This window comes from Burkholderia sp. AU6039 (assembly GCF_002223365.1).
In the GTDB taxonomy this organism is placed as follows: Bacteria; Pseudomonadota; Gammaproteobacteria; order Burkholderiales; family Burkholderiaceae; genus Burkholderia.
This window is the reverse complement of record NZ_NKFK01000005.1, coordinates 1,685,515-1,704,326: the sequence shown is the minus strand read 5'-3', so window position 1 is coordinate 1,704,326 and position 18,812 is coordinate 1,685,515. Positions and strand designations below refer to the sequence as shown.

Here is an 18,812-nt window from a genome sequence, read left to right as displayed (position 1 = left end):
TTGGCAGACAGTCTTCTTGGAAGGGTTGGCGTCCGCCATCGCGCGGACACTCGTGGCGACCGCCAGGCCGGCATGAGCATCGCTGCGTCCTACGTCGGCTCGTTGCGCCGTGGGCACCGCGCGCCAGCACGCAACAGCGCGACGCCGAGCACTGCCGCCCATTCGGCCATGCGGTCCGAGGTGCCCGCCGCGTCCGGTAGCGCGGACAGTTCGGCATGCATGTGGTCGATGATCTGCCGGAATCCGGCATCGCGCAGTGCGTACAGGTGCACCTCGACCCACAGCGGGAAACATTCCCAGCCGGCGGCGATGTTCGTGGAGCCGGCGGCGGTGCAGTCACCGCCGCCTTCCGGCGTCGCCAGCCGAAGCTTCCCGATCATTCGATCCTGGTCGCGGCGCAGGATCTCGATCAACGGTTCGCGCTTGTGTTCGAAGTGCGCATAGAACGCGCCGCGCGTATAACCAGCGCACTCGGCGATATGTTCGACGCTTGTATCGGCAAAACCTTTCGCGATGAATAGAGCGCGAGCGGTGGCGATGAGCCGCTCGCGGGTGTCGAGCCTGCGTTGCTCGCGTGTGAGGCGGGTGGGTTTCATCCTGGGTTGTTGTCGAGTGTTCCCGTGCGGCATCCGGCGCGCGGCGCCGCGCGTGTCGCTTCCGCACGAATGACCGCGGCGATGTCGAGCGCGAGCATATCGAGCGCATGGCGATGCGCATCGACGAGCGCGTCGTAGCCCGCCGATGCGCCGGCCCGAATGACGCTGCGGCACGTCAGCACCGGCTGCCCGGCCCCGGAACTCACACTCCACGTCGCATCGAGCAGCACGTGCGACGCAGGCCACGACTCGATACGCTGGATGTTGACCGTGACCCTGTAGACGGGTGCGTCGGCAGCATGGGCGACGCGGTGAACATCGATCGTGCCGAGCCGGGAGGCGACGCGCGTCGACAGCCCGTCGCGCAGCTCGTCGCCGAGCGGCGCGGCCCAGCGCTCCTGCTCGAGGATATCGACCCGGCCGGGTCCGCTTTGCACGACGAACCGGTTGCCGTCCGCCGGCGCCGTGACGTGCACGGCCTGGATGTCGATCAGCCATGGGGGAGGTGACGCAACAGCGTCGCTGCCGGCACTGTCCGTCATCGCGAGGGTATGGAAGTGCACGGGCGGCGACGTGCAGGCGCTCAGCACGGCCAGTGCGACGCACGTCGTGATGCGCAACGGCATGCGAAGCCGATGAAACGATCGCGCTTTCATTGCTGTTCTCCCTTCTTGCCGAACAGCAGCGACTCCGGATGACGCTGCAGATAGTCGGCGAGCGCGTTCAACGACTGGAGCGTCTGCGTGAGCGATTGCATCGCGTCATGTACGTCCGACTGCATCGGCGAATCCTGCCGTAACGTCGACTCCGCCGCGTTGAACGTGCGTTGGGCGGCGGCCAGCGTGTCATGTGCTTGCGGTACCACCTGCTCGTCGAGGTGGCCGAACAACTGGTTCGCATGCGCCAGTGCGCCGTTCAGATTGTTGCCGATCCGGTCGAACGGAACCTGGTCGAGCTTGTGCGCGATGTCGGCAATCTGCACCTGGAGTTCGTCGAGCGTGTTGGGCACGGTCGGAAGCTCCACCGGCGTATGGCGCACGTCCACGTTGGCGCGCGGCGCCTTCGGGAACATGTCGAGCGCCACGTAGAGCTGGCCGGTCAGCAGGCTGCCGGTGCGCAGTTGCCCGCGCAGCCCCTGCACGACCAGGTGTTCGAGCAGTTCGTGGCCGCCTGCCGTATCGGGCGCGGGCAGCGCCGTATCGCTGCGCCGGCTCAGTCGCGACGGATACAGCGCCATCGTGACCTTCATGCTGAAGTTGCGCGCGTGCTCGTTGTACTCGATGCCGATGCTCGTGACCTGGCCGAGCGCAATGCCGCGCAGATCGACCGGCGCGCCGACCGCGAGCCCGCGCAGCGACTGGTCGAAGCGCATGACGACCATCAGCGGCGTGCCGTCGGGGTCGCGCATCGCGTCGGCTTCGTCGGATGCGAGCCGGAACGGCGCGTTGTCGGCTGCCTGCGGCGCCTCCGGCTGGCCGGGCGGCGACTGAAATGCGAGGCCGCCGACGATCACCGTCGCCAGCGATTGCGTATTGAGTTTCAGTCCGCTCGAATCGAGCCGCAGATCCACGCCGCTCGCGTGCCACCAGCGCGTGTTGGTACCGACGTACTTGTCGTAGGGCGCCTTCACGAACGCCTGCACGTCGACGCCGGTCCCGTCCTTGTCGAGCGAGAAGCCGACGACCTGGCCGACCTGCAGATGCCGATAGAACAGCGGCGAGCCGATGTCGACCGAGCCGAGCGAGTCGCCATGCAGCAGATAGCGGCGGCCCTGCTGGTCGGCGGTGACGGGGGGCGGTGTCTCGAGACCGGTGAAGTCGGTCTGCTTCTGCGGGGAGCGGCCGAGATCCGCGCCGATGTACGCCCCGGAGAGCAGTGTGCCGAGCCCGGAAATCCCCGTAGCGCCGACGCGCGGTCGAACGACCCAGAAGCGCGTGTCGCGGTTCGCGAACCGCGCTGCATCGCGCGTCAGCTGAATGCTCGCGATCACGCGCTTGAAGTCGGGGGTGAGCGTGATGGTCCGGACCGAGCCGATATCGACGTCCTTGTAGCGGACCTTGGTCTTGCCGGCTTCTAGGCCATCGGCGTTGGCGAACGTGACCGTGATCGTCGGGCCGGTCGCGGCGACGGTCCGGATCACGAGCGACAGCCCGATCAGTGCGCATACGAGCGGCACGATCCAGACGAGGGACGGGATCCAGCGGCTGTACGGCCGGATCTCGGGCGGAGGAATATCGAAAGGAGACATCGTTCTGGAATACGAAAGGAATGGGCGGGCTGGCGCCCGTTCAGGGTTGGCGGCGGCCGGTAGCCGGGCGTGGCGCGCCGTCCCAGATGAGCCGCGGATCGAACTGCATCGACGCGACCATCGTCAGCACGACCACGGCGCCGAACGCGAGCGCGCCGGGGCCGGGCGTGATGTCGGCGAACGAGCCGAAATGCACGAGCGCGATCGTGAGCGCGACGACGAACACGTCTAGCATCGACCAGCGGCCCACGCGCTCGACGAGGCGGTGCAGCCGGGCGCGTTCGAGCGGCCGCCATTGCACGCCGCGGTAGGCGGCGATTGCCTGCAACGCGAGGATCGCGAGCTTGAGCATCGGCACGAGCACGCTCGCAATGAACACGATGACGGCGAGCGCCCAGTCGCCGGACGTCCAGAAGTACGCGACGCCGCCGAGGATCGTGTCGTCCTCGGCCCGGCCGAGCGACGTCGCGTGCATGACGGGCAACAGGTTCGCCGGGACGTAGAGCAGTGCGGCCGCGGCGGCGAGCGCGCCCGTGCGGGCCGCACTGTGCGGGCGGCGCGCGTGCAGCCGCGAACCGCAGCGCGTGCAGCGCGGGTCGGACATATGTGCCGACTGCACACGCGCGCAGTGGTGACAGGTGACCAATCCCGCCGCGCGAGCCGTCATGCGCGTCGGTCCTTCGGCTAACCGGGGCGCGGCGTGATGCGTCATGTCGGGGCGGGGCGGTGTCGTGCGCGCGGCGCTGTCCGGCTGCAGCGCGACGAGTTCGTCGCGCGCTTCCCACAGGTGGACCGGGTCGATCGACGACAGCATGCCGAGCATCACGGTAAGCGCGCCGAACGCGAACAGCGCGGGCTCGGCGAGCACGTGCGCGAGGCTCGTCATCTTGACGATCGTGATCAGTACGCCGAGCATCAGCACTTCCACCATGCTCCACGGCTGCAACAGCCGAGTGCCGAGCAGGACCGCCGCGAAGCGCCTCGGTACGCGGCCTGCGCGCAACGGCACGAGCAGGTACAGCCACGCGGCAAGCTCCATCAGCGGGAACAGCATCGTCGTGCAGAACACCAGCACGGCCACCACCGGCTGGCCGTTCGACCATAGCGCGAGCACCGCGTCGCCGAGCGTCGCGCGCGACGCGATGCCGGCCGCATCGAGCGCGACGATCGGGAAGGCTTGCGCGATGCAACAGGTCAGCAGCGCGGCAAGCGTCAATGCGCACAGCCGGTCGAGTGAGCGGCGGCCGTGCGCGGCGCCGCTCACGCGGGCGCGGCACCTCGGGCAGCGCGCCGTCAGCGCGCGCAGGCGCGGCGGACGCTGAAGCAGGAGGTCGCATTCGTGACAGGCGACCAGGTTATCGGGTTTCATCGGGAATCGATCATGCGGGTAACGGAGGCCGGACGCCGCGGGACGTGCAATACGCCGGGCATCGGGCATCGAGGTTCGGCCCGGTGCGGCCCGAAGGCGCGCGACCGGTCCGTCGACGCAAACGGCGGCTATTGCCGGGCCGCGACCGTCGTGCCGGTCTCGGGCGGCAGTTCGCCCATCGCCTGCAGGAGCGCCGCCGTATCGGTCATTCGGCGGCTCGCGGCACGCACCGCATCGAGATCCGCGTTCAGATAGCGCTGCTCGCTCGCCCGTTGCGAGGTCATCGGAACGGCACCCAGCGTGCGGCGCTGCACCGTTTCACGGAAGGCCTCGCCGGCCGCGCGCGCCGCGAGTTCGTTCGCGGCCAGCGCTTGCGCGTCGTTGTCCAGCGCGGCGAGCGAATCCGCGGCATCGCCGAACGCGGACAGCACCGTCGCCTTGTACTGCAGCACCGCCGCGTCGTACGCATCGCGCGACGCCCGTCGGTGAGCCAGCAGGGCGCCACCGTGGAAAATCGGCTGCGACAGCCCGGCGCCGACCGCCCACAGCCCGCCGGCGCCCGACAACAGCGCTGGCCAGCTGAAGCCGCCGCGCCCCATCGTTGCGGTGAGCGAGAGGCTCGGGAACAACTGCGCGGTCGCTTCGCCGACGTCGGCCGATGCGGCCTTCACTGCTGCCGCGGCCGCGCGAATGTCGGGGCGCGCCTTCAGCAGGTCGGACGGCACGGCGACGGGCACGTGCTCCGGCAGTGACAGCCCGGTGAAAGCGGGAATCGGCGGCGGCGCGTCGGGCGTGCGGCCGAGCAGGATCGCAAGGGCGTGAACGGCGCGCGCGCGTTGCTGGCGCAGCGGCGGCAGCGTCGCGGTCAGCGACGCCGCATCCTGTGTCGACGCCAGCGCCTGCACGCGGGACACCGCGCCGAGCGCCTGGCGCTGCTGGTCTTCGAGCGCGGTCGCTTGGGCGACGGCGACCAGGCGTTCGGTCAGCATGATCTGGCGGTCGAGCGCCGCGGCGCCGATGGCCGTGCCGACGATGTTGGCCGCCAGCGCGCGCCGCGCCGCTTCGAGCTCGCAACCGCGCACGTCGACGCGTGCGGCGCTCGCCGCATTCGCATACCGCGTGGCGCCGAACAGGTCGAAGGTGTAATGCGCCTGCAGTTGCCCGACGAAGACGTTGTAGCGCAGGTTTTGCGCACCTGCGCCGGAAATGTCCGGCGTGCGCGTGCGGGCGACCTGCGCGTTCGCGTCGATCGACGGCAGCGTCGACGCGCCGATCTGCGCGCGTAGTTCCTCCTGCGCGGCGGCGAGCGTCTTTTCCGTTGCGGCCAGCGTCGGGTTCGCGCGCAGGCCTTCGTCGACCAGCGCGTCGAGCGCGCTGGAGCGATACAGGCGCCACCATTGCGGGACGGGGGCGGCGCCGACGTCGAATTGCTGCGTGACACCTGCCGCTTCGACGGTGCGCGGCGCCTGAGGCATCGCGCCGTAGTGTGCCGGCGACGGCATCGCGGGCGGCGTGCTGTTCGGCGCCATTGCACAGCCGCTCAGGCCGAGCGCCGCGCTCGCGGCGAGCACCGATGTGATACGAGGGAATGTCATCAGCATGTCTCCGAGGGTGCGACGGTCATTGCGCACGACTCGCGTTCGTCGCTGCGCACCTTGAAGCAGGTCGCATAGAGGGCCGGCAGGAAAAAGATGGTCAGCACCGTCGCGATCGTGATGCCACCCATCAGCGCCGTGGCCATCGGGCCGAAGAAGCCCGAGCGCAGCAGCGGAATCAGCGCGAGCACGGCCGCGGCGGCGGTCAGCATGATCGGCCGGAAGCGGCGCACGGTTGCGCCCACGATCGCGGCGAAACGCGGATGCCCGGCCGCGATGTCCTGGTCGATCTGGTCGACCAGGATCACGGAGTTGCGCATGATGATCCCGAACATCGCGATCACGCCGAGCAGCGCGACGAAGCCGAACGGCTTGCCGAACAGCAGCAGCGCGGCGACCACGCCGATCAGGCCGAGCGGCGCCGTCAGCACGACGATGAAGGTGCGCGAGAAGCGCTTGAGCTGGATCATCAGCAGCGTCAGCACCGTGATGATCATGATCGGCATCTGCGCATTGATCGAGGTCTGGCCCTTCATGCTTTCCTCGGCCGCGCCGCCGATCTCGATCCGGTAGCCGGCCGGCAGCGAGGCGCGCACCGTGGCCAGCGCGGCGTCGATGTCGCGCGTCACGCCGATGCTCGGCGCTTCGCCGCGCACGTCGGCCTGCACGGTGACGGTCGGTTGACGATCGCGTTCCCAGATCACGCCGTATTCGAGCGTGTCGCGCACGTGGCCGATCGTGCCGAGCGGCACGGGGCCGTGCGGCGTCGGGATCGCCAGGCCTGTGAGCTTCGACGGATCGATCCGTTCGCTCTTCGGCGCGCGCAGATCGACGTCGATGAGCTTGTCGCGCTCGCGATACTGCGTGACGGTGTAGCCGGACAGGGTCATCGCGAGAAAGCCCGACACGTCTTCCGACGTCACGCCGAGCTGGCGTGCCTTGAGCTGGTCGATCTCGAACGAGACCGACCGCTCGGCCGGCTCGTCCCAGTCGAACTGCACGTTGCGCGTGCGGGCGTCGGCGCGCACCTTGTCCGCCACTTTTTCCGCGATGCCGCGGACGGCGGCGATGTCGTCGCCGCTGACCCGGAACTTGATCGGGAAGCCGACGGGCGGCCCGTTCTCGAGCCGCGCGACGCGGGTGCGCACGGTCGGGAACCGGCTGGCGAGCGTCGATTCGAGCCAGTGCGACAGCCGGTCGCGCGTCTCGACGTCCTTGGCCGTGATCACGAACTGCGCGAAGTTCGGCTGCTGAAGCTGCTGGTCGAGGGGCAGATAGAAACGCGGCGCGCCGGTGCCGACGAAATCGACCACGTGGTCGATTTCGGGTCGACCGTCGAGCGCCTTTTCGAGCCGTTTTGCCTCGCGCAGGGTGGCCTCGAACGAGGCGCCTTCCGGCAAGCGCATGTCGACGAGCAGTTCGGGCCGCTCCGAATTCGGGAAAAACTGCTGCGGCACGCGCGTGAACGCGGCCATCGCGATCGCGAACAGCACGGCGGTGACGCCGAGCACCACCCAGCGCCGCTCGATGCAAGCCGAGATCCACCCGGACAGCCGGCGGTAGAAGCCCGTGTCGTACACCTCGTCTCCGTGTGCGTGACCGTCGCGATGCGCCTGCTCGGGCAGCATGTGGTAGCCGAGCAGCGGCACCAGCACGACGGCCGCGAACCACGATACGATCAGCGCGATCGCCGATACCTCGAAAATCGATCGCGTGTATTCGCCGGTGCTCGATTTCGCGAGCGCGATCGGCAGGAAGCCGGATACCGTGACGAGCGTGCCCGTCAGCATCGGGAATGCCGTGCTCGTATAGGCGAAGGCCGCCGCGCGTGCGCGGCTCCAGCCCTGTTCGAGCTTCACCGCCATCATCTCGACGGCGATGATCGCATCGTCCACCAGCAGCCCGAGCGCGAGCACCAACGTGCCGAGCGACACCTTGTCGAGGCCGATGCCGAATACGTGCATGCACAGTGCCGTCACGGCCAGCACGATCGGAATCGTGATGACGACGACCATCCCGGTACGCAGGCCGAGCGACACGAGGCTGACCACGAGCACGATCGCGACGGCTTCGCCGACCGCTTCGACGAAGTCGTCCACCGAGTGCTTGACGGCATGCGGCATGCTCGACACCGAGGTCAGCTTCAGGCCGGCCGGCAGACCGGCCTGGAGCTCGGCTGCCTTCGCGTCGAGCGCCTTGCCGAGGTCGATCACGTCGCCGCCCTTTTGCATCGTGACGCCGATGCCGAGCACGGCATGGCCGTTCGTACGCATCTGCGTGACGGGCGGGTCGTCGTAGCCGCGCGTGATCTTCGCGACGTCGCCGAGCCGGAACGTCCGGTCGTTCACGGTGATCAGCATGTCGGCAAGCGCCTGCGTGTCCTTGAACGCACCGCTCGGCCTCACGAATACGCGATCGTCCGCGGTCGTGATGGTGCCGACCGGCGCGACGGCGTTTTGTGCATCGATGGCCTGGGCGAGCTGCTGCGGCGTGATGGCGAGCCGCGTCAGCTGCGCATTCGAGATCTCGACGAACACGTGCTGGGCCGGGTCGCCGAAGTAGTCGACCTTCGCGACGCCCGGCACGCGCAACAGCCCGGCGCGCAGCCTGTCCGCGTAATCGTGCAACTGCGCCGGCGAGTACCCGTCGCCTTCGAGCGCATAGACGTTGGTATAGACGTCGCCGAATTCGTCGTTGAAGAACGGTCCGACCGTTCCCTTCGGCAGTGTCGAGCGGATATCGCCGACCTTCTTGCGCACCTGATACCAGGTTTCGGGCACCTGGTCGACCGGCGCCGAATCCTTCATCGCGAAGAAAATCATCGATTCGCCGGGGCGCGAGTAGCTCTTGATGTTGTCGACGTACGGCGCGGCCTGGAGCTGGCGGCCGATGCGGTCGGTGATCTGTTCCTGCACTTCGCGCGCCGAGGCGCCCGGCCAGTAGGTCTGGATCACCATGGTGCGGAACGTGAACGGCGGATCCTCGGATTGCGCGAGCCGCGTATAGCCGATCACGCCGAAGATCGTGGCGAGGCCGATCAGAAAAATCACCAGTTGCTGATGCTTGAGCGCCCACGAGGACAGATTGAAGCGACGGTCGTCGCCCGAGCCGGCATCGGTTCGCGGATCGTGCGGGCCGTCCGACGGATGTTGACGTTCGGGGGCGTTCATGACGGGAACTCCTCGGGATGCAGCGGTGGCACGGCGCGTACGCGCTCGCCGGCGCTGACCGTATGGACGCCTTGCATCACGACGCGCTCGCCGCTCTCGAGCCCCGACGTAATGGACACCGTGCGCTCGTCGTAGCGTCCGATCGAAACCGGGCGCAGTTCCAGCGTGTCGCTGCCCTTGCGGACGACCCAGACTGCCGGCGTTTCGCCGCGGTGAAAGAGTGCGGTGGCCGGCAGCGTGATCGCGTGGGCGGCGGCGTCGGCGGTACCGTCGAACGTGACGTTGGCGGTCATGCCCGAGCGGACGTCCGGGCCCGGCGCGATCAGCGTCAGCTTCACGCGCCACGTGCGGCTCTGCGGATCGGCCGCTGCCGCGACTTCACGCACGCGTGCGTCGAGGATCTTTCCCGGCAGTGCCGTCAGGCCGACGTGAGCGACGCGGCCGACGGCGAGATCGCGCAGGTCACGCTCCGAGACGTCGCACACGATGTCGAGATCGCCGCTCCAGTCGAGGTGAAACACCGCCTGGCCGGACTCGACGTTCTGTCCGGTATTGGCGTCTTCCGACGTGATGACCCCGTCGTGATCCGCGATCAGCGTCGCATAGCGCAGATGATCGTCGGCGAGCGCCATTTGAGCGAGGGCGGAATCGCGTTGCGCGACCGCCGATGCATACGCGTCCTGCGTCGTCTCGAGCTGTGCCGGCGCAATCAGGTTGGCCTGGGCTTGCGCGCGGTCGCGCTCCAGCTGCTGCTTCGCATAGACGGCGCGATGCTCGGCGGCATCGAGCTGCGCACGGGCATTCAGCAGCGTGTTGTGCAGGTCGGCCGGATCGAGCATCGCGAGTGCCTGGCCTGCCTTGACGACGTCGCCGATTCGCACGCGCCGCTCGACGATCTTGCCGCCGACCCGGAACGACAGCGGCGTCGAATATCGTGCCTGGACCTGCGCGGGTAGCACGCGCTGCCCTGCGTCGTTGTCCGCATGAACCGCCAGCGCAGCGACCGGTTGCAATTCGGGCGCGGGCGCTTCGCGCGAGTGGCAGGCCGTCAGCAGAATCGCACAGCAGGCGAAAGCGATCGGCGCCCGCCGAACCGGCGGCGCGAGGCGTGTCAGAAACGGGCGCGTTACATTCCGCGCGTCAAGACTGGGTGATTTCACGATGTTTCCAAGACAAGTGAGAGGTCAACTGAAGAAATTCGACGACGATCCTGCTGATAAATCAGTACTCCAATATTTGTGATGCAAATCGGCCGCGTTTCCGGGCTACCGATGCCCATGCACTGTGACGGCCGCTGACCTGGCGACGGATCGGTCGCGTCGGTGGCGCGGCCGGCCGACAGAGCCGGGCGGCGCCTCACATCGCCGTCGCCTGGTGTCCGGACCTGGCGCACGACGGGATAACTAACCGGCGGGGACGGCTTGCACAGGCCGTGAACGCGCTGGCGTTGCCCGCTACCGCGCGTCGGACGCCGTGTTGGCACAGGAACCCTGTGCTGAGATTTCCGAGATTAGACTCATAACTGATAATATTGTCAAGTATGAGTGGTTAATCTAAGATTGCGGCATGCAGAAAATTCTTACGAACAGGGAAGACGCGCTCATGGACCGAACGGTCGGGCCCCGTCGCCCGAACGTCTCCGTTGGGGAGGCGGTGCATCGCCAACCGCGCGGCGCGCGCCGCAAGCAGGCGACGCGCATGCGTTTGCTGCAGGCGGCGTTCAGGCTGATGGCGGAAAAGGGGAGGGACAACGTGGCGATCAGCGAGATCACCGAGGCCGCGGATGTGGGGTTCGGCTCGTTCTATTACCACTTTGAATCGAAGGACGGCGTCTTCGCCGCGCTGACGGAGTGGGTGTTCGATGAATTCGCGGACGGGCTCGAGCGTCTCGCGGGCGGCTTGTCGGATCCCGCCGAGGTCGTGTCCGTATGCGTGCGCCACACGCTCATGCGAGCACGCCGGGAGCGCTTATGGGGCCGCTTTCTGATGCGGGAGGGCTTCTCGGCGCGCGCGCTCGATCAAGGGCTGGGCAAGCGTCTGAGGCGGGACAGCGAGCGCGGGATCGCGGCACGCCGTTTTGTCGTACACGATCCGTTCGTGAGCTTGCTCGCGATGACGGGGACGATTCTCGCGGTGCTCACGGCGGAGGTCTATGCGGCCGACAAGGTCGCGAGCGGAAGCAGGGTGCAGGCGAGCGTGGAGGGCGGTTTTGCGGAGCGCGCCGCAGCGGTGGTATTGCAGACGCTCGGCCTGACGCGCGTCGACGCGCAGGACGTCGCGAATCGCCCGCTACCGCCGGGCGATTTTGCCGCGACGGGCGGCGATTGAGCAGCGGTAGCCGCCGTCGGCCCGTCGGGACGCCCGGGTGGGGTAACGAGGGCGGCAACGCCACCGTGTCCAGTAGCGAGCATGCCGCCGGACGCCACTCAGCGTGCGGTCCACGATCGCATCGTTGCCGATGGCGTCACGTGAGCCGGAATTTTTTCCGCAGGCTCGAATCGACGGGGCCGGCCGGCATGAAGCGCCGCAACTTGCGCAATAGCGACGCCTCGCCGGCCGGCGTGCGTCGCATCCGCCATGCGCCGAGCGCCGCGTCGACGATGGTGGCGGCCACCCCGTCGGGGTGCGGCGCGGCTTTCACGCTGTCGGCGACGGCGCGCGACGCAAGCGTTCGCTCGCGGTCGTACTCGGCGATTGGCGCGCTGGCCTGCGGCGCATTGACGTCCAGGCTGGTCCGTGTAAACGACGGTTCGACCAGCGTCGCGCGAATGCCGAACTGGCGCACCTCGTGATCGAGCGATTCGGTCAAACCTTCCACTGCATGTTTGGATGCTGAATAAAGCCCCATATAGGGCGCCGGCAGGAAGCCGAGCACCGAGCTGACATTGACGATCCGGCCGCGCCGTCGGGCCCGCATGTGCGGAAGCACCGCATGGGTCGTACGCAGGAGGCTGAATACGTTGGTGTCGAACAACGCCGTGGCTTCGGTCACGGAGGTCTCCTCCACCGCGCCGATCAGGCTCATGCCCGCATTGTTCACGAGCACGTCGATACGCGCCGCGCGATCGATGATCGCTTGGATACCCGATTGAACGGACGCGTCGTCACGCACGTCCATCTCGATCAACTCGACGCCGGCGACGGGCGCCGTTCGCGCAATGCTGCGCACGGTGCCGAACACGCGGCACCCGCGTTTGGCGAATCGTTCCGCGGCAACGCGCCCGATGCCCGACGACACGCCGGTCACGACGACAACGGTGAAATTCGACATGGCTGCTTCCTTCGATACGGGGAATGGATCGGCGTAATCAATCGCGCGCGTCGAGCGCGGGCTGAAGTGCGGGCTCGCCCGGCGATGCCGGTTCATGGCCGCCGTGGCGGGCGGCGGCGGACTGACCGGGCCGGATCCTGAACCAGATCGCATACATCGCCGGCAGGAACATCAGCGTGAGGATCGTCCCGGCGAACGTGCCGCCGATCAGCGTGTACGCAAGCGTGCCCCAGAACACCGAATGCGTGAGCGGAATGAACGCGAGCACGGCTGCCATCGCGGTGAGAATCACCGGGCGCGCCCGCTGCACGGTCGCTTCGACGACCGCGTGGAACGGATCCAGTCCCGCCTGTTCGTTCTGGTGAATCTGGCCGATCAGGATCAGCGTGTTGCGCATCAGGATCCCCGACAGCGCGATGAGGCCGACCAGCGCATTGATGCCGAACGGCTGCCGGAACAGGATCAGCGTGGGCACCACGCCGATCAGGCCGAGCGGGCTCGTCATGAACACCATCACCATCGCGGAGATCGAGCGCACCTGGAAGATGATGATCACGAGCGTGACCGCCAGCATGATCGGGAAGAGCGGCAGCATCGCCTTCGTGGCCTTGCCGGATTCCTCGATGGAGCCGGCTTCCTCGATTCGATAGCCGCTCGGCAGCGCGGCGATGATCGGCTGAAGCTGCTGCGTGATCGCAGCCGACACGTCCGGCGGCTGCAAGCCTTCGGCGATGTCGCCGCGCACCGTGAGCGTCGGCACGCGATCGCGCCAGCGCATGATCGGCTCTTCCATCCGCACGTCGACCTTGCCGACCTGCGACAGCGGGATGCGCTGGCCGTTCGCGCCGGCGAGCGTGAAGTCGTCGAGCCGCGCCGGGTCGAGCCGCGCGTCGCCGCCCGAGCGTGCGATCACCTGGACGGTCCGGATATCCTCGCGCACCGCGGTGACGGGCACCCCGGTCAGCAGGAACTGCAGCTGCTGCGCGACCGCGCTGGACGTCAACCCGACTGCCTGCAGGCGGTCCTGCTGCAACGTGAAGTGCAGCGTCGGCGCGCGCGTGCCCCAGTCCGCATTGACCGTGCGCATCATCGGGCTGCCGTTCATCACGCGCTCGACATCGGTCGCGATGCCGCGCAGCGTGTCCGGATCGGGTCCCGTGATCCGGTAGGCCACCGGGAACGGCGAATACGGGCCGAACACGAGCTGCGTCACGCGCACGCGCGCTTCGGGCGCGAGGCCGTCGGCGATGGCCCGCCGCAGGCGCGCCTTCAACGCGTCGCGCTCGTCCTGGCTGTCGGTGCGGATCACGATCTTCGCGAACGACGGATCGGGCAGTTCCGGCCCCATCGCCAGATAAAAGCGCGGCGCGCCCTGGCCGACGTACGCGGTGACGATCCTCGCCTCCTTCTGCTTCGCGAGCCACGCCTCGACCTTCGACGTGGCGGCGCTCGTTTGCGAAATCGACGTGCCGTACGGCATCTGCACCTCGATCAGCACCTCGGGGCGATCGGAGATCGGGAAAAACTGCTTCTTGACGACCGCCATGCCGAGAATCGCGAGCACGAAGAGGGCGATGACCGACCCGGCGACGAGCCATTTGCGGGCGATCACGCGCGTCAGCAGTTGCCGGAAGCGGTTGTAGCGGGGCGTGTCGTAGATCGCATCGTGGCCGCCTTCGAACTTCTTGAAGTTCGGCAGCATCTTCACGCCGAGGTACGGCGTGAACGCGACGGCGACGACCCACGATGCGATCAGCGCGATCCCCACGATCCAGAACATGTTGCTCGTGTATTCGCCCGCGGTGGAGCGTGCGAAGCCGTTCGGCATGAAGCCGACCGCGGTGACCAGCGTGCCGGCCAGCATCGGCGCCGCTGTATGGCTCCACGCGTAGGCTGAAGCAGCCACGCGGTCGTAGCCTTCCTCCATCTTCACGACCATCATCTCGATCGCGATGATCGCGTCGTCGACTAACAGCCCGAGCGCGAGGATCAGCGAGCCGAGCGTGATGCGGTCGAAGTTCTTGCCGGTCGCGGCCATCACGACGAACACGATCGCCAGCGTCAGCGGCACGGCCGCGGCGACGACGAGCCCCACGCGCCAGCCCATGCTGACGAAGCTCACGAGCATCACGACGAGCAGCGCGGCGAAGAACTTGACCATGAACTCGTCGACGGCCGAGCTGATGTTCACGGACTGGTCGGTGACCTTGGTCAGGCTCATGCCGAGCGGCAGCGCCGCGTTGATCGCGCCGACTTCGCGGTCCAGCGCGCGGCCGAGCTCGAGCCCGTTCCAGCCATCGCGCATCACGACCCCGAGCAGCAGTGCGGGTTCGCCGTTGTTGCGGATCAGGAAGGTGGACGGGTCTTCGTAGCCGCGCTCGACGGTCGCGATGTCGGACAGTTTCAGCGTGCGGCCCTGCGAGACGATCGGCGTGTCGCGAATCTTCTGCAGCGTGTCGAACGCGCCGTCCACGCGAATGAAGATCTCCGGCCCGCGCGTCTCGACGGAGCCGGCCGGCGTCAGCAGGTTCTGGCCGTTGAGCGCGGCGAACACGTCCTGCGGGCTCACGCCGAGCGTCGCGAGCCGGTCGTGCGACAGCTGCACGTAGATGCGCTCCGCCTGTTCGCCGATGATGTCGACCTTCTTCACGCCCGGCACGTGCAGCAGCCGCTGGCGCTGCGTCTCCGCATCGCGCACCAGCAGGCGCTGCTGTTCGCCCTTGGCCTTCAGCGCGAACAGCGCGAACGTGACGTCCGCGTATTCGTCGTTGACCAGCGGGCCGATCACGCCGGCCGGCAGATCGTTCGATACGTCGCCGATCTTCTTGCGCGCCTGATAGAACTGCTCCTGCACTTCGGACGGCGGCGTGCTGTCGAGCAGCGTCAGCGTCGTGAACGCGAGGCCGGGGCGCGTGTAGGTTTCGCTGCGGTCGTACCAGCGCAACTCCTGCATACGCTTTTCGATCTTTTCGGTAACCTGATCGTGCATTTCTTGCGCGGTCGCGCCCGGCCATGCGGTGACGATGGTCATCACCTTGACGGTGAAGGCCGGGTCTTCCGCGCGGCCCAGCTTGAAGAACGACACGAGCCCCGCGAGCGAAATCAGGCAGATCAGGAACAGCGTGATCGCGCGCTCGCGCACCGCGAGCGCCGACAGGTTGAAGCGGCGTTCGCTCATGGCTGTGCCCCTTCGCGCGCGACCGTGGTGGCCTGCGCGGCCACGCGAACCGCTTCGCCGTCATGCAGCAACTGCGCGCCGAGCGCGACGACCCGCTCGCCTTGCTTGAGTGCGCCGGACACGCGTGCGCTGTCGTCATCTACATGCTCGACCGTGACCGGCCGCCATCCCACCTTGGCCGGCTCGCCTGCGACGACCCATACGCCGGGCCCTTTGCCTCCGTCCAGCAGCGCGCCGATCGGCACCTGCAGGCCGGGTTGCGGCGTCGCGCGTGCGTCGTCCGGTATGCGGATCGTGACGGTCGCGCCCAGCGGTGCGGCGGCCAGCGGGCCTTGCAGCACGTAGCGCGCTTCGAACGTGCGCGTACGCGCATCGGCGGTATCGGAGAGCTGGCGCAGCGTGGCGGGGACGCTCGAGCCCGGCTTGCCGAACAGCTCGGCCTGCGCCATGGAGCCGACCGCGGGGCGCAGGGTTTCCGGCAACTGGATCACGGCTTCCCGGCTGCCGGCGTGCGCGAGTCGTACGACCGGCTGGCCGGCGCTCACGACCTGGCCGGGCTCCGCGAGCGTGTCCATCACGACGCCGTCGCCGTCCGCGACGAGTTCCGCATAGCCGGTCGCATTGCGCGCGACGTCGGCGTCGGCTTCGGCGGCGCTCAGTTGAGCCTTCGCCGCATCGGCCGCTGCCTTGACCTGGTCATAGGCGGATGCCGATATCGCGCCGGTGCCGCGCAGGTCACGGTAGCGGGCTTCGTCCTCGGCGGTCTGCCGCGCGCGTGCCCGTGCCGCGGCCACGGCTTCGTCGCGTGCGCGCGCCGCGAGCTTCAGGTCGACGGGGTCGATCCGCATCAGCGGCTGGCCGCGCCGGACGGTTTGCCCGGTATCGACGAGACGCTCCTGCACCTTGCCGGACACCCGGAACCCGAGGTCGCTCTGCACGCGTGCAGCGACGGTTCCGGTAAACGAGCGGGACGCTTGCGCGGCCGCCTGCACGATGGCGGTACGCACGAGCGGCGCCTCCGTGCGCGGATCGGAAGACTCCTTTCCGCTGCAGGCGGCTAGTGCGAGGGGCAGTGCGGAAGCGACTGCGAGGAGAGCGAGGCGACGCCGGACCATGAAAGACCCACTGACGAAGTGATCGGGGCTTTCATTGTGTATCTAGTGACCAAAAGAGTCAATGGTCACAAATGGTGTCACTTCAAGGGGCGAGGCTGCGGAGCACCAGGCTCGACAACTGCGCGGGTGCGGCATCGGTCGTGTCGAGGTTGTATTGCAGCAGCAGCGGATTCAGGTACGGCCGCATCACGAGGTAGATCGCCGACGCGGTTTCGTCCAGCGGCGTCTTGCGCTCGAACTCGCCGCTTTGCCGGCCCGCCTGCAGCACCTCCTGCAGCAGCTTTTGCACGCGCGCCTCATAGGCCTGCACCGACTGCCAGTTGCCGGTGGCGGCCGACGCGGCGATGTCGTACAGCTTGCGGTCGCGGAAGAACAGCCGCAGGCTCGCTTCGGTAAAGACCTTGAACATGCGCCGCAGCTTTTCGGTGGGCCGTTCCGCTTCGGCGACGGCGGTGCGCACGTCGGTTTCGATTTCGTGCAGGCAGTTCGCGCAGATCATCTCGCCGATCGCCTGTTTCGATTCGAAGAACTTGTAGATATAGGCCTTCGAGAAACCGATGGACTTCGCGAGGTCGGACACGGTCGTCTTTTCATAGCCGTACCGGCTGAAGTGCTCGGTGGCGGCGGCCACGATCTGATCGCGCACGTCATGATCGGCCGGGCCGCGCGCGGGCGCGGGGGAAGCGGTGTTTTCTTTCATGGATTGCGGCTGGCAGGGATAGACAACGAGTGACTATTTGGTATTATAGTCACTACCTGATCTTGGCTGAAACCGTCATGCTACCGAAACCCATCGTTGCCGCGGTGCTTGCCGCGCTCCTGTCGACGGGATGTGCCGTCGGTCCCGACTACGTGCATCCGGACATCGCGATGCCGCAGCGCTTCCAGGGCCAGGGCGCCGTGGAGCAGCGGCAGGCGGCGGCCGACGCCGAGCTCGCGACGTGGTGGACGGGCTTCGGCGATCCGCAATTGACTCGGTTCGTCACGCTCGCGCTCGCGCAGAACCTCGATCTCGCGCAGGCCGCGGCACGCGTCACACAAGCGCGTGCGGGGCTCGGTGCGGCCAATGCGGCGCTGCTGCCGTCGGGCAACGTGACGGGTCAGGCCGCGCGCGTCTACCAGTCGGTCGAAACGCCGTTGGGGCGTGTGCTGAATTCGACGCCCGGTTTCGACCGTCACGGCAGCGACTACGAGGCCGATTTCACCGCAAGCTGGGAGGTGGATGTGTTCGGCGGCTTGCGCCGCGGGCGGGAAGCCGCGCTCGCCGACTATCAGGCGTCCGAGGCGGCGGCGGTCGCGACGCGCCTTGCCGTGGCCGCGCAGACGGCGGACATCTACATCACGATTCGCGGGTTGCAGGGCCGGCTGAAGGTCGCGCGGCATCAGGTGCAGACCGAACAGGATCTGTTGTCGACCATCAATCTGCTGTATGGAAAGGGGCTCGCGGCGGAGCTTCAGGTCAGGCAGGCCGAAGGCGCGCTCGCTCAGGTCCGCGCAACGGTGCCGGTACTCGAAGCGGCGCTGGACACGGCGATGAATGCGCTCGACGTGATGCTCGGCTCGCAACCCGGTACGTATCGCGCGGAATTGCTCGACGGCGGCGACGTGCCGGCTGCACCGCGGATCGCGGCGACGGGAACGCCTGGCGAACTCCTCAGGCGGCGGCCCGACCTGATCGTCGCCGAGCGGCGCCTCGCGGCGTCGAACGCGCGCATCGGCGCGGCCATTGCCGAGTATTACCCGAAGTTTTCGCTGAGCGGGTTGATCGGCAGCGCGACGACGATGGGCGCGGGCAACCTGTTTGCCGGCGGCGCGAACCAGGCTGCCGGCGTGCTCGGCCTGCGCTGGCGTTTGTTCGACTTCGGGCGCATCAATGCGCAGATCGCGCAGGCCAAAGGGCAGGATGCCGAAATGCTGGCTGCGTATCGGCTCGCGGCGCTGCACGCCACCGAGGACGTCGAGAACGCGTTCTCCGCGCTCGTCAGGCGCGACGAGCAGGCGGCGGTTCTCGCCGACGGCGTGAAGTCGCTCGGCCGCGCACGGGCTGCGTCGTTCGCTGCGTACCAGAAGGGCGTCGTCAGCCTGATCGAGGTGTTGCAGGCGGACGAAAGCCTGCTGCGTGCATCGGACGAGCGCGTGCAGGCGAAAACCGAAGCGGCGCGGGCGTCGGTGGCTGCGTTCAAGGCGCTCGGTGGTGGATGGCAAGGGGCGGTGTCCGAGGCCGTTGCGAGTCGATAGTGTTTGTACGTGTGATACCAGCGTTCGAGCGA

13 protein-coding genes are annotated in these 18,812 nt (G+C 67.9%); 2 read left to right on the top strand and 11 right to left on the bottom strand.

Annotated elements, in window-relative coordinates; genetic code table 11:
* Positions 1–89 precede the first annotated feature (89 nt).
* The 7 genes from CFB39_RS25315 to CFB39_RS25285 form a co-directional block, all read right to left on the bottom strand.
* Complete coding sequence (locus tag CFB39_RS25315) at positions 90–596, bottom strand: TetR/AcrR family transcriptional regulator (RefSeq protein WP_089474890.1); 507 nt, start codon at positions 594–596, stop codon at positions 90–92.
* Complete coding sequence (locus tag CFB39_RS25310; RefSeq protein ID WP_089474889.1) at positions 593–1,252, bottom strand: membrane integrity-associated transporter subunit PqiC; 660 nt, start codon at positions 1,250–1,252, stop codon at positions 593–595. The genes CFB39_RS25315 and CFB39_RS25310 overlap by 4 nt, the downstream gene beginning before the upstream one ends.
* Positions 1,249–2,844, bottom strand: coding sequence for an intermembrane transport protein PqiB (locus CFB39_RS25305; RefSeq protein ID WP_089474888.1), 1,596 nt, complete (start codon positions 2,842–2,844; stop codon positions 1,249–1,251). The genes CFB39_RS25310 and CFB39_RS25305 overlap by 4 nt, the downstream gene beginning before the upstream one ends.
* 40 nt (positions 2,845–2,884) lie before the next feature.
* Positions 2,885–4,213 carry a PqiA/YebS family transporter subunit gene (locus CFB39_RS25300; protein WP_089474887.1) on the bottom strand — a complete coding sequence of 443 codons (1,329 nt, stop codon included), beginning with the start codon at positions 4,211–4,213 and terminating at the stop codon, positions 2,885–2,887.
* A 128-nt stretch (positions 4,214–4,341) separates the two neighbouring features.
* Complete coding sequence (locus CFB39_RS25295; RefSeq protein WP_089475664.1) at positions 4,342–5,808, bottom strand: efflux transporter outer membrane subunit; 1,467 nt, start codon at positions 5,806–5,808, stop codon at positions 4,342–4,344.
* On the bottom strand, positions 5,808–8,978 hold the full coding sequence (locus CFB39_RS25290; protein ID WP_089474886.1) for an efflux RND transporter permease subunit: 3,171 nt from the start codon (positions 8,976–8,978) through the stop codon (positions 5,808–5,810). Before CFB39_RS25290 ends, CFB39_RS25295 begins: the two co-directional genes overlap by 1 nt.
* Positions 8,975–10,138 (bottom strand): efflux RND transporter periplasmic adaptor subunit, encoded by a 1,164-nt coding sequence (locus CFB39_RS25285; protein WP_373452742.1) that lies wholly within the window; start codon positions 10,136–10,138, stop codon positions 8,975–8,977. Before CFB39_RS25285 ends, CFB39_RS25290 begins: the two co-directional genes overlap by 4 nt.
* Before the next feature lie 442 nt (positions 10,139–10,580).
* Here CFB39_RS25285 and CFB39_RS25280 point away from each other — a divergent pair, with 442 nt between their 5' ends.
* Entirely contained in the window at positions 10,581–11,306 is a 726-nt protein-coding gene (locus tag CFB39_RS25280; RefSeq protein WP_089474885.1) for a TetR/AcrR family transcriptional regulator, read from the top strand.
* 136 nt (positions 11,307–11,442) lie between these two features.
* Here the strand turns inward: CFB39_RS25280 and CFB39_RS25275 are convergent, their stop codons facing one another.
* The 4 genes from CFB39_RS25275 to CFB39_RS25260 all read right to left on the bottom strand — a co-directional run bounded on the left by CFB39_RS25275 (position 11,443) and on the right by CFB39_RS25260 (position 17,242).
* Positions 11,443–12,249, bottom strand: a complete 807-nt coding sequence (locus CFB39_RS25275) for an oxidoreductase (RefSeq protein WP_089474884.1) — start codon at positions 12,247–12,249, stop codon at positions 11,443–11,445.
* A 37-nt stretch (positions 12,250–12,286) separates the two neighbouring features.
* Positions 12,287–15,427, bottom strand: coding sequence for an efflux RND transporter permease subunit (locus CFB39_RS25270; protein WP_089474883.1), 3,141 nt, complete (start codon positions 15,425–15,427; stop codon positions 12,287–12,289).
* On the bottom strand, positions 15,424–16,542 hold the full coding sequence (locus CFB39_RS25265; RefSeq protein ID WP_089474882.1) for an efflux RND transporter periplasmic adaptor subunit: 1,119 nt from the start codon (positions 16,540–16,542) through the stop codon (positions 15,424–15,426). Before CFB39_RS25265 ends, CFB39_RS25270 begins: the two co-directional genes overlap by 4 nt.
* A gap of 82 nt (positions 16,543–16,624) precedes the next feature.
* On the bottom strand, positions 16,625–17,242 hold the full coding sequence (locus tag CFB39_RS25260) for a TetR/AcrR family transcriptional regulator (protein ID WP_089474881.1): 618 nt from the start codon (positions 17,240–17,242) through the stop codon (positions 16,625–16,627).
* A gap of 77 nt (positions 17,243–17,319) precedes the next feature.
* On the opposite strand from CFB39_RS25260, the gene CFB39_RS25255 reads away from it, so the two are divergent.
* Positions 17,320–18,780, top strand: a complete 1,461-nt coding sequence (locus tag CFB39_RS25255; protein WP_089475662.1) for an efflux transporter outer membrane subunit — start codon at positions 17,320–17,322, stop codon at positions 18,778–18,780.
* Positions 18,781–18,812 lie beyond the last annotated feature (32 nt).

Excerpts from the sequence above, each read along its gene's own strand:
- CFB39_RS25305 (WP_089474888.1), bottom strand. The coding sequence starts at position 2,844 with ATGTCTCCTTTCGATATTCCTCCGCCCGAGATCCGGCCGTACAGCCGC.
- CFB39_RS25295 (WP_089475664.1), bottom strand. The coding sequence starts at position 5,808 with ATGACATTCCCTCGTATCACATCGGTGCTCGCCGCGAGCGCGGCGCTC.
- CFB39_RS25270 (WP_089474883.1), bottom strand. The coding sequence starts at position 15,427 with ATGAGCGAACGCCGCTTCAACCTGTCGGCGCTCGCGGTGCGCGAGCGC.
- CFB39_RS25265 (WP_089474882.1), bottom strand. The coding sequence starts at position 16,542 with ATGGTCCGGCGTCGCCTCGCTCTCCTCGCAGTCGCTTCCGCACTGCCC.
- CFB39_RS25310 (WP_089474889.1), bottom strand. The coding sequence starts at position 1,252 with ATGAAAGCGCGATCGTTTCATCGGCTTCGCATGCCGTTGCGCATCACG.
- CFB39_RS25290 (WP_089474886.1), bottom strand. The coding sequence starts at position 8,978 with ATGAACGCCCCCGAACGTCAACATCCGTCGGACGGCCCGCACGATCCG.
- CFB39_RS25300 (WP_089474887.1), bottom strand. The coding sequence starts at position 4,213 with ATGAAACCCGATAACCTGGTCGCCTGTCACGAATGCGACCTCCTGCTT.
- CFB39_RS25260 (WP_089474881.1), bottom strand. The coding sequence starts at position 17,242 with ATGAAAGAAAACACCGCTTCCCCCGCGCCCGCGCGCGGCCCGGCCGAT.
- CFB39_RS25280 (WP_089474885.1), top strand. The coding sequence starts at position 10,581 with ATGGACCGAACGGTCGGGCCCCGTCGCCCGAACGTCTCCGTTGGGGAG.
- CFB39_RS25315 (WP_089474890.1), bottom strand. The coding sequence starts at position 596 with ATGAAACCCACCCGCCTCACACGCGAGCAACGCAGGCTCGACACCCGC.
- CFB39_RS25255 (WP_089475662.1), top strand. The coding sequence starts at position 17,320 with ATGCTACCGAAACCCATCGTTGCCGCGGTGCTTGCCGCGCTCCTGTCG.
- CFB39_RS25275 (WP_089474884.1), bottom strand. The coding sequence starts at position 12,249 with ATGTCGAATTTCACCGTTGTCGTCGTGACCGGCGTGTCGTCGGGCATC.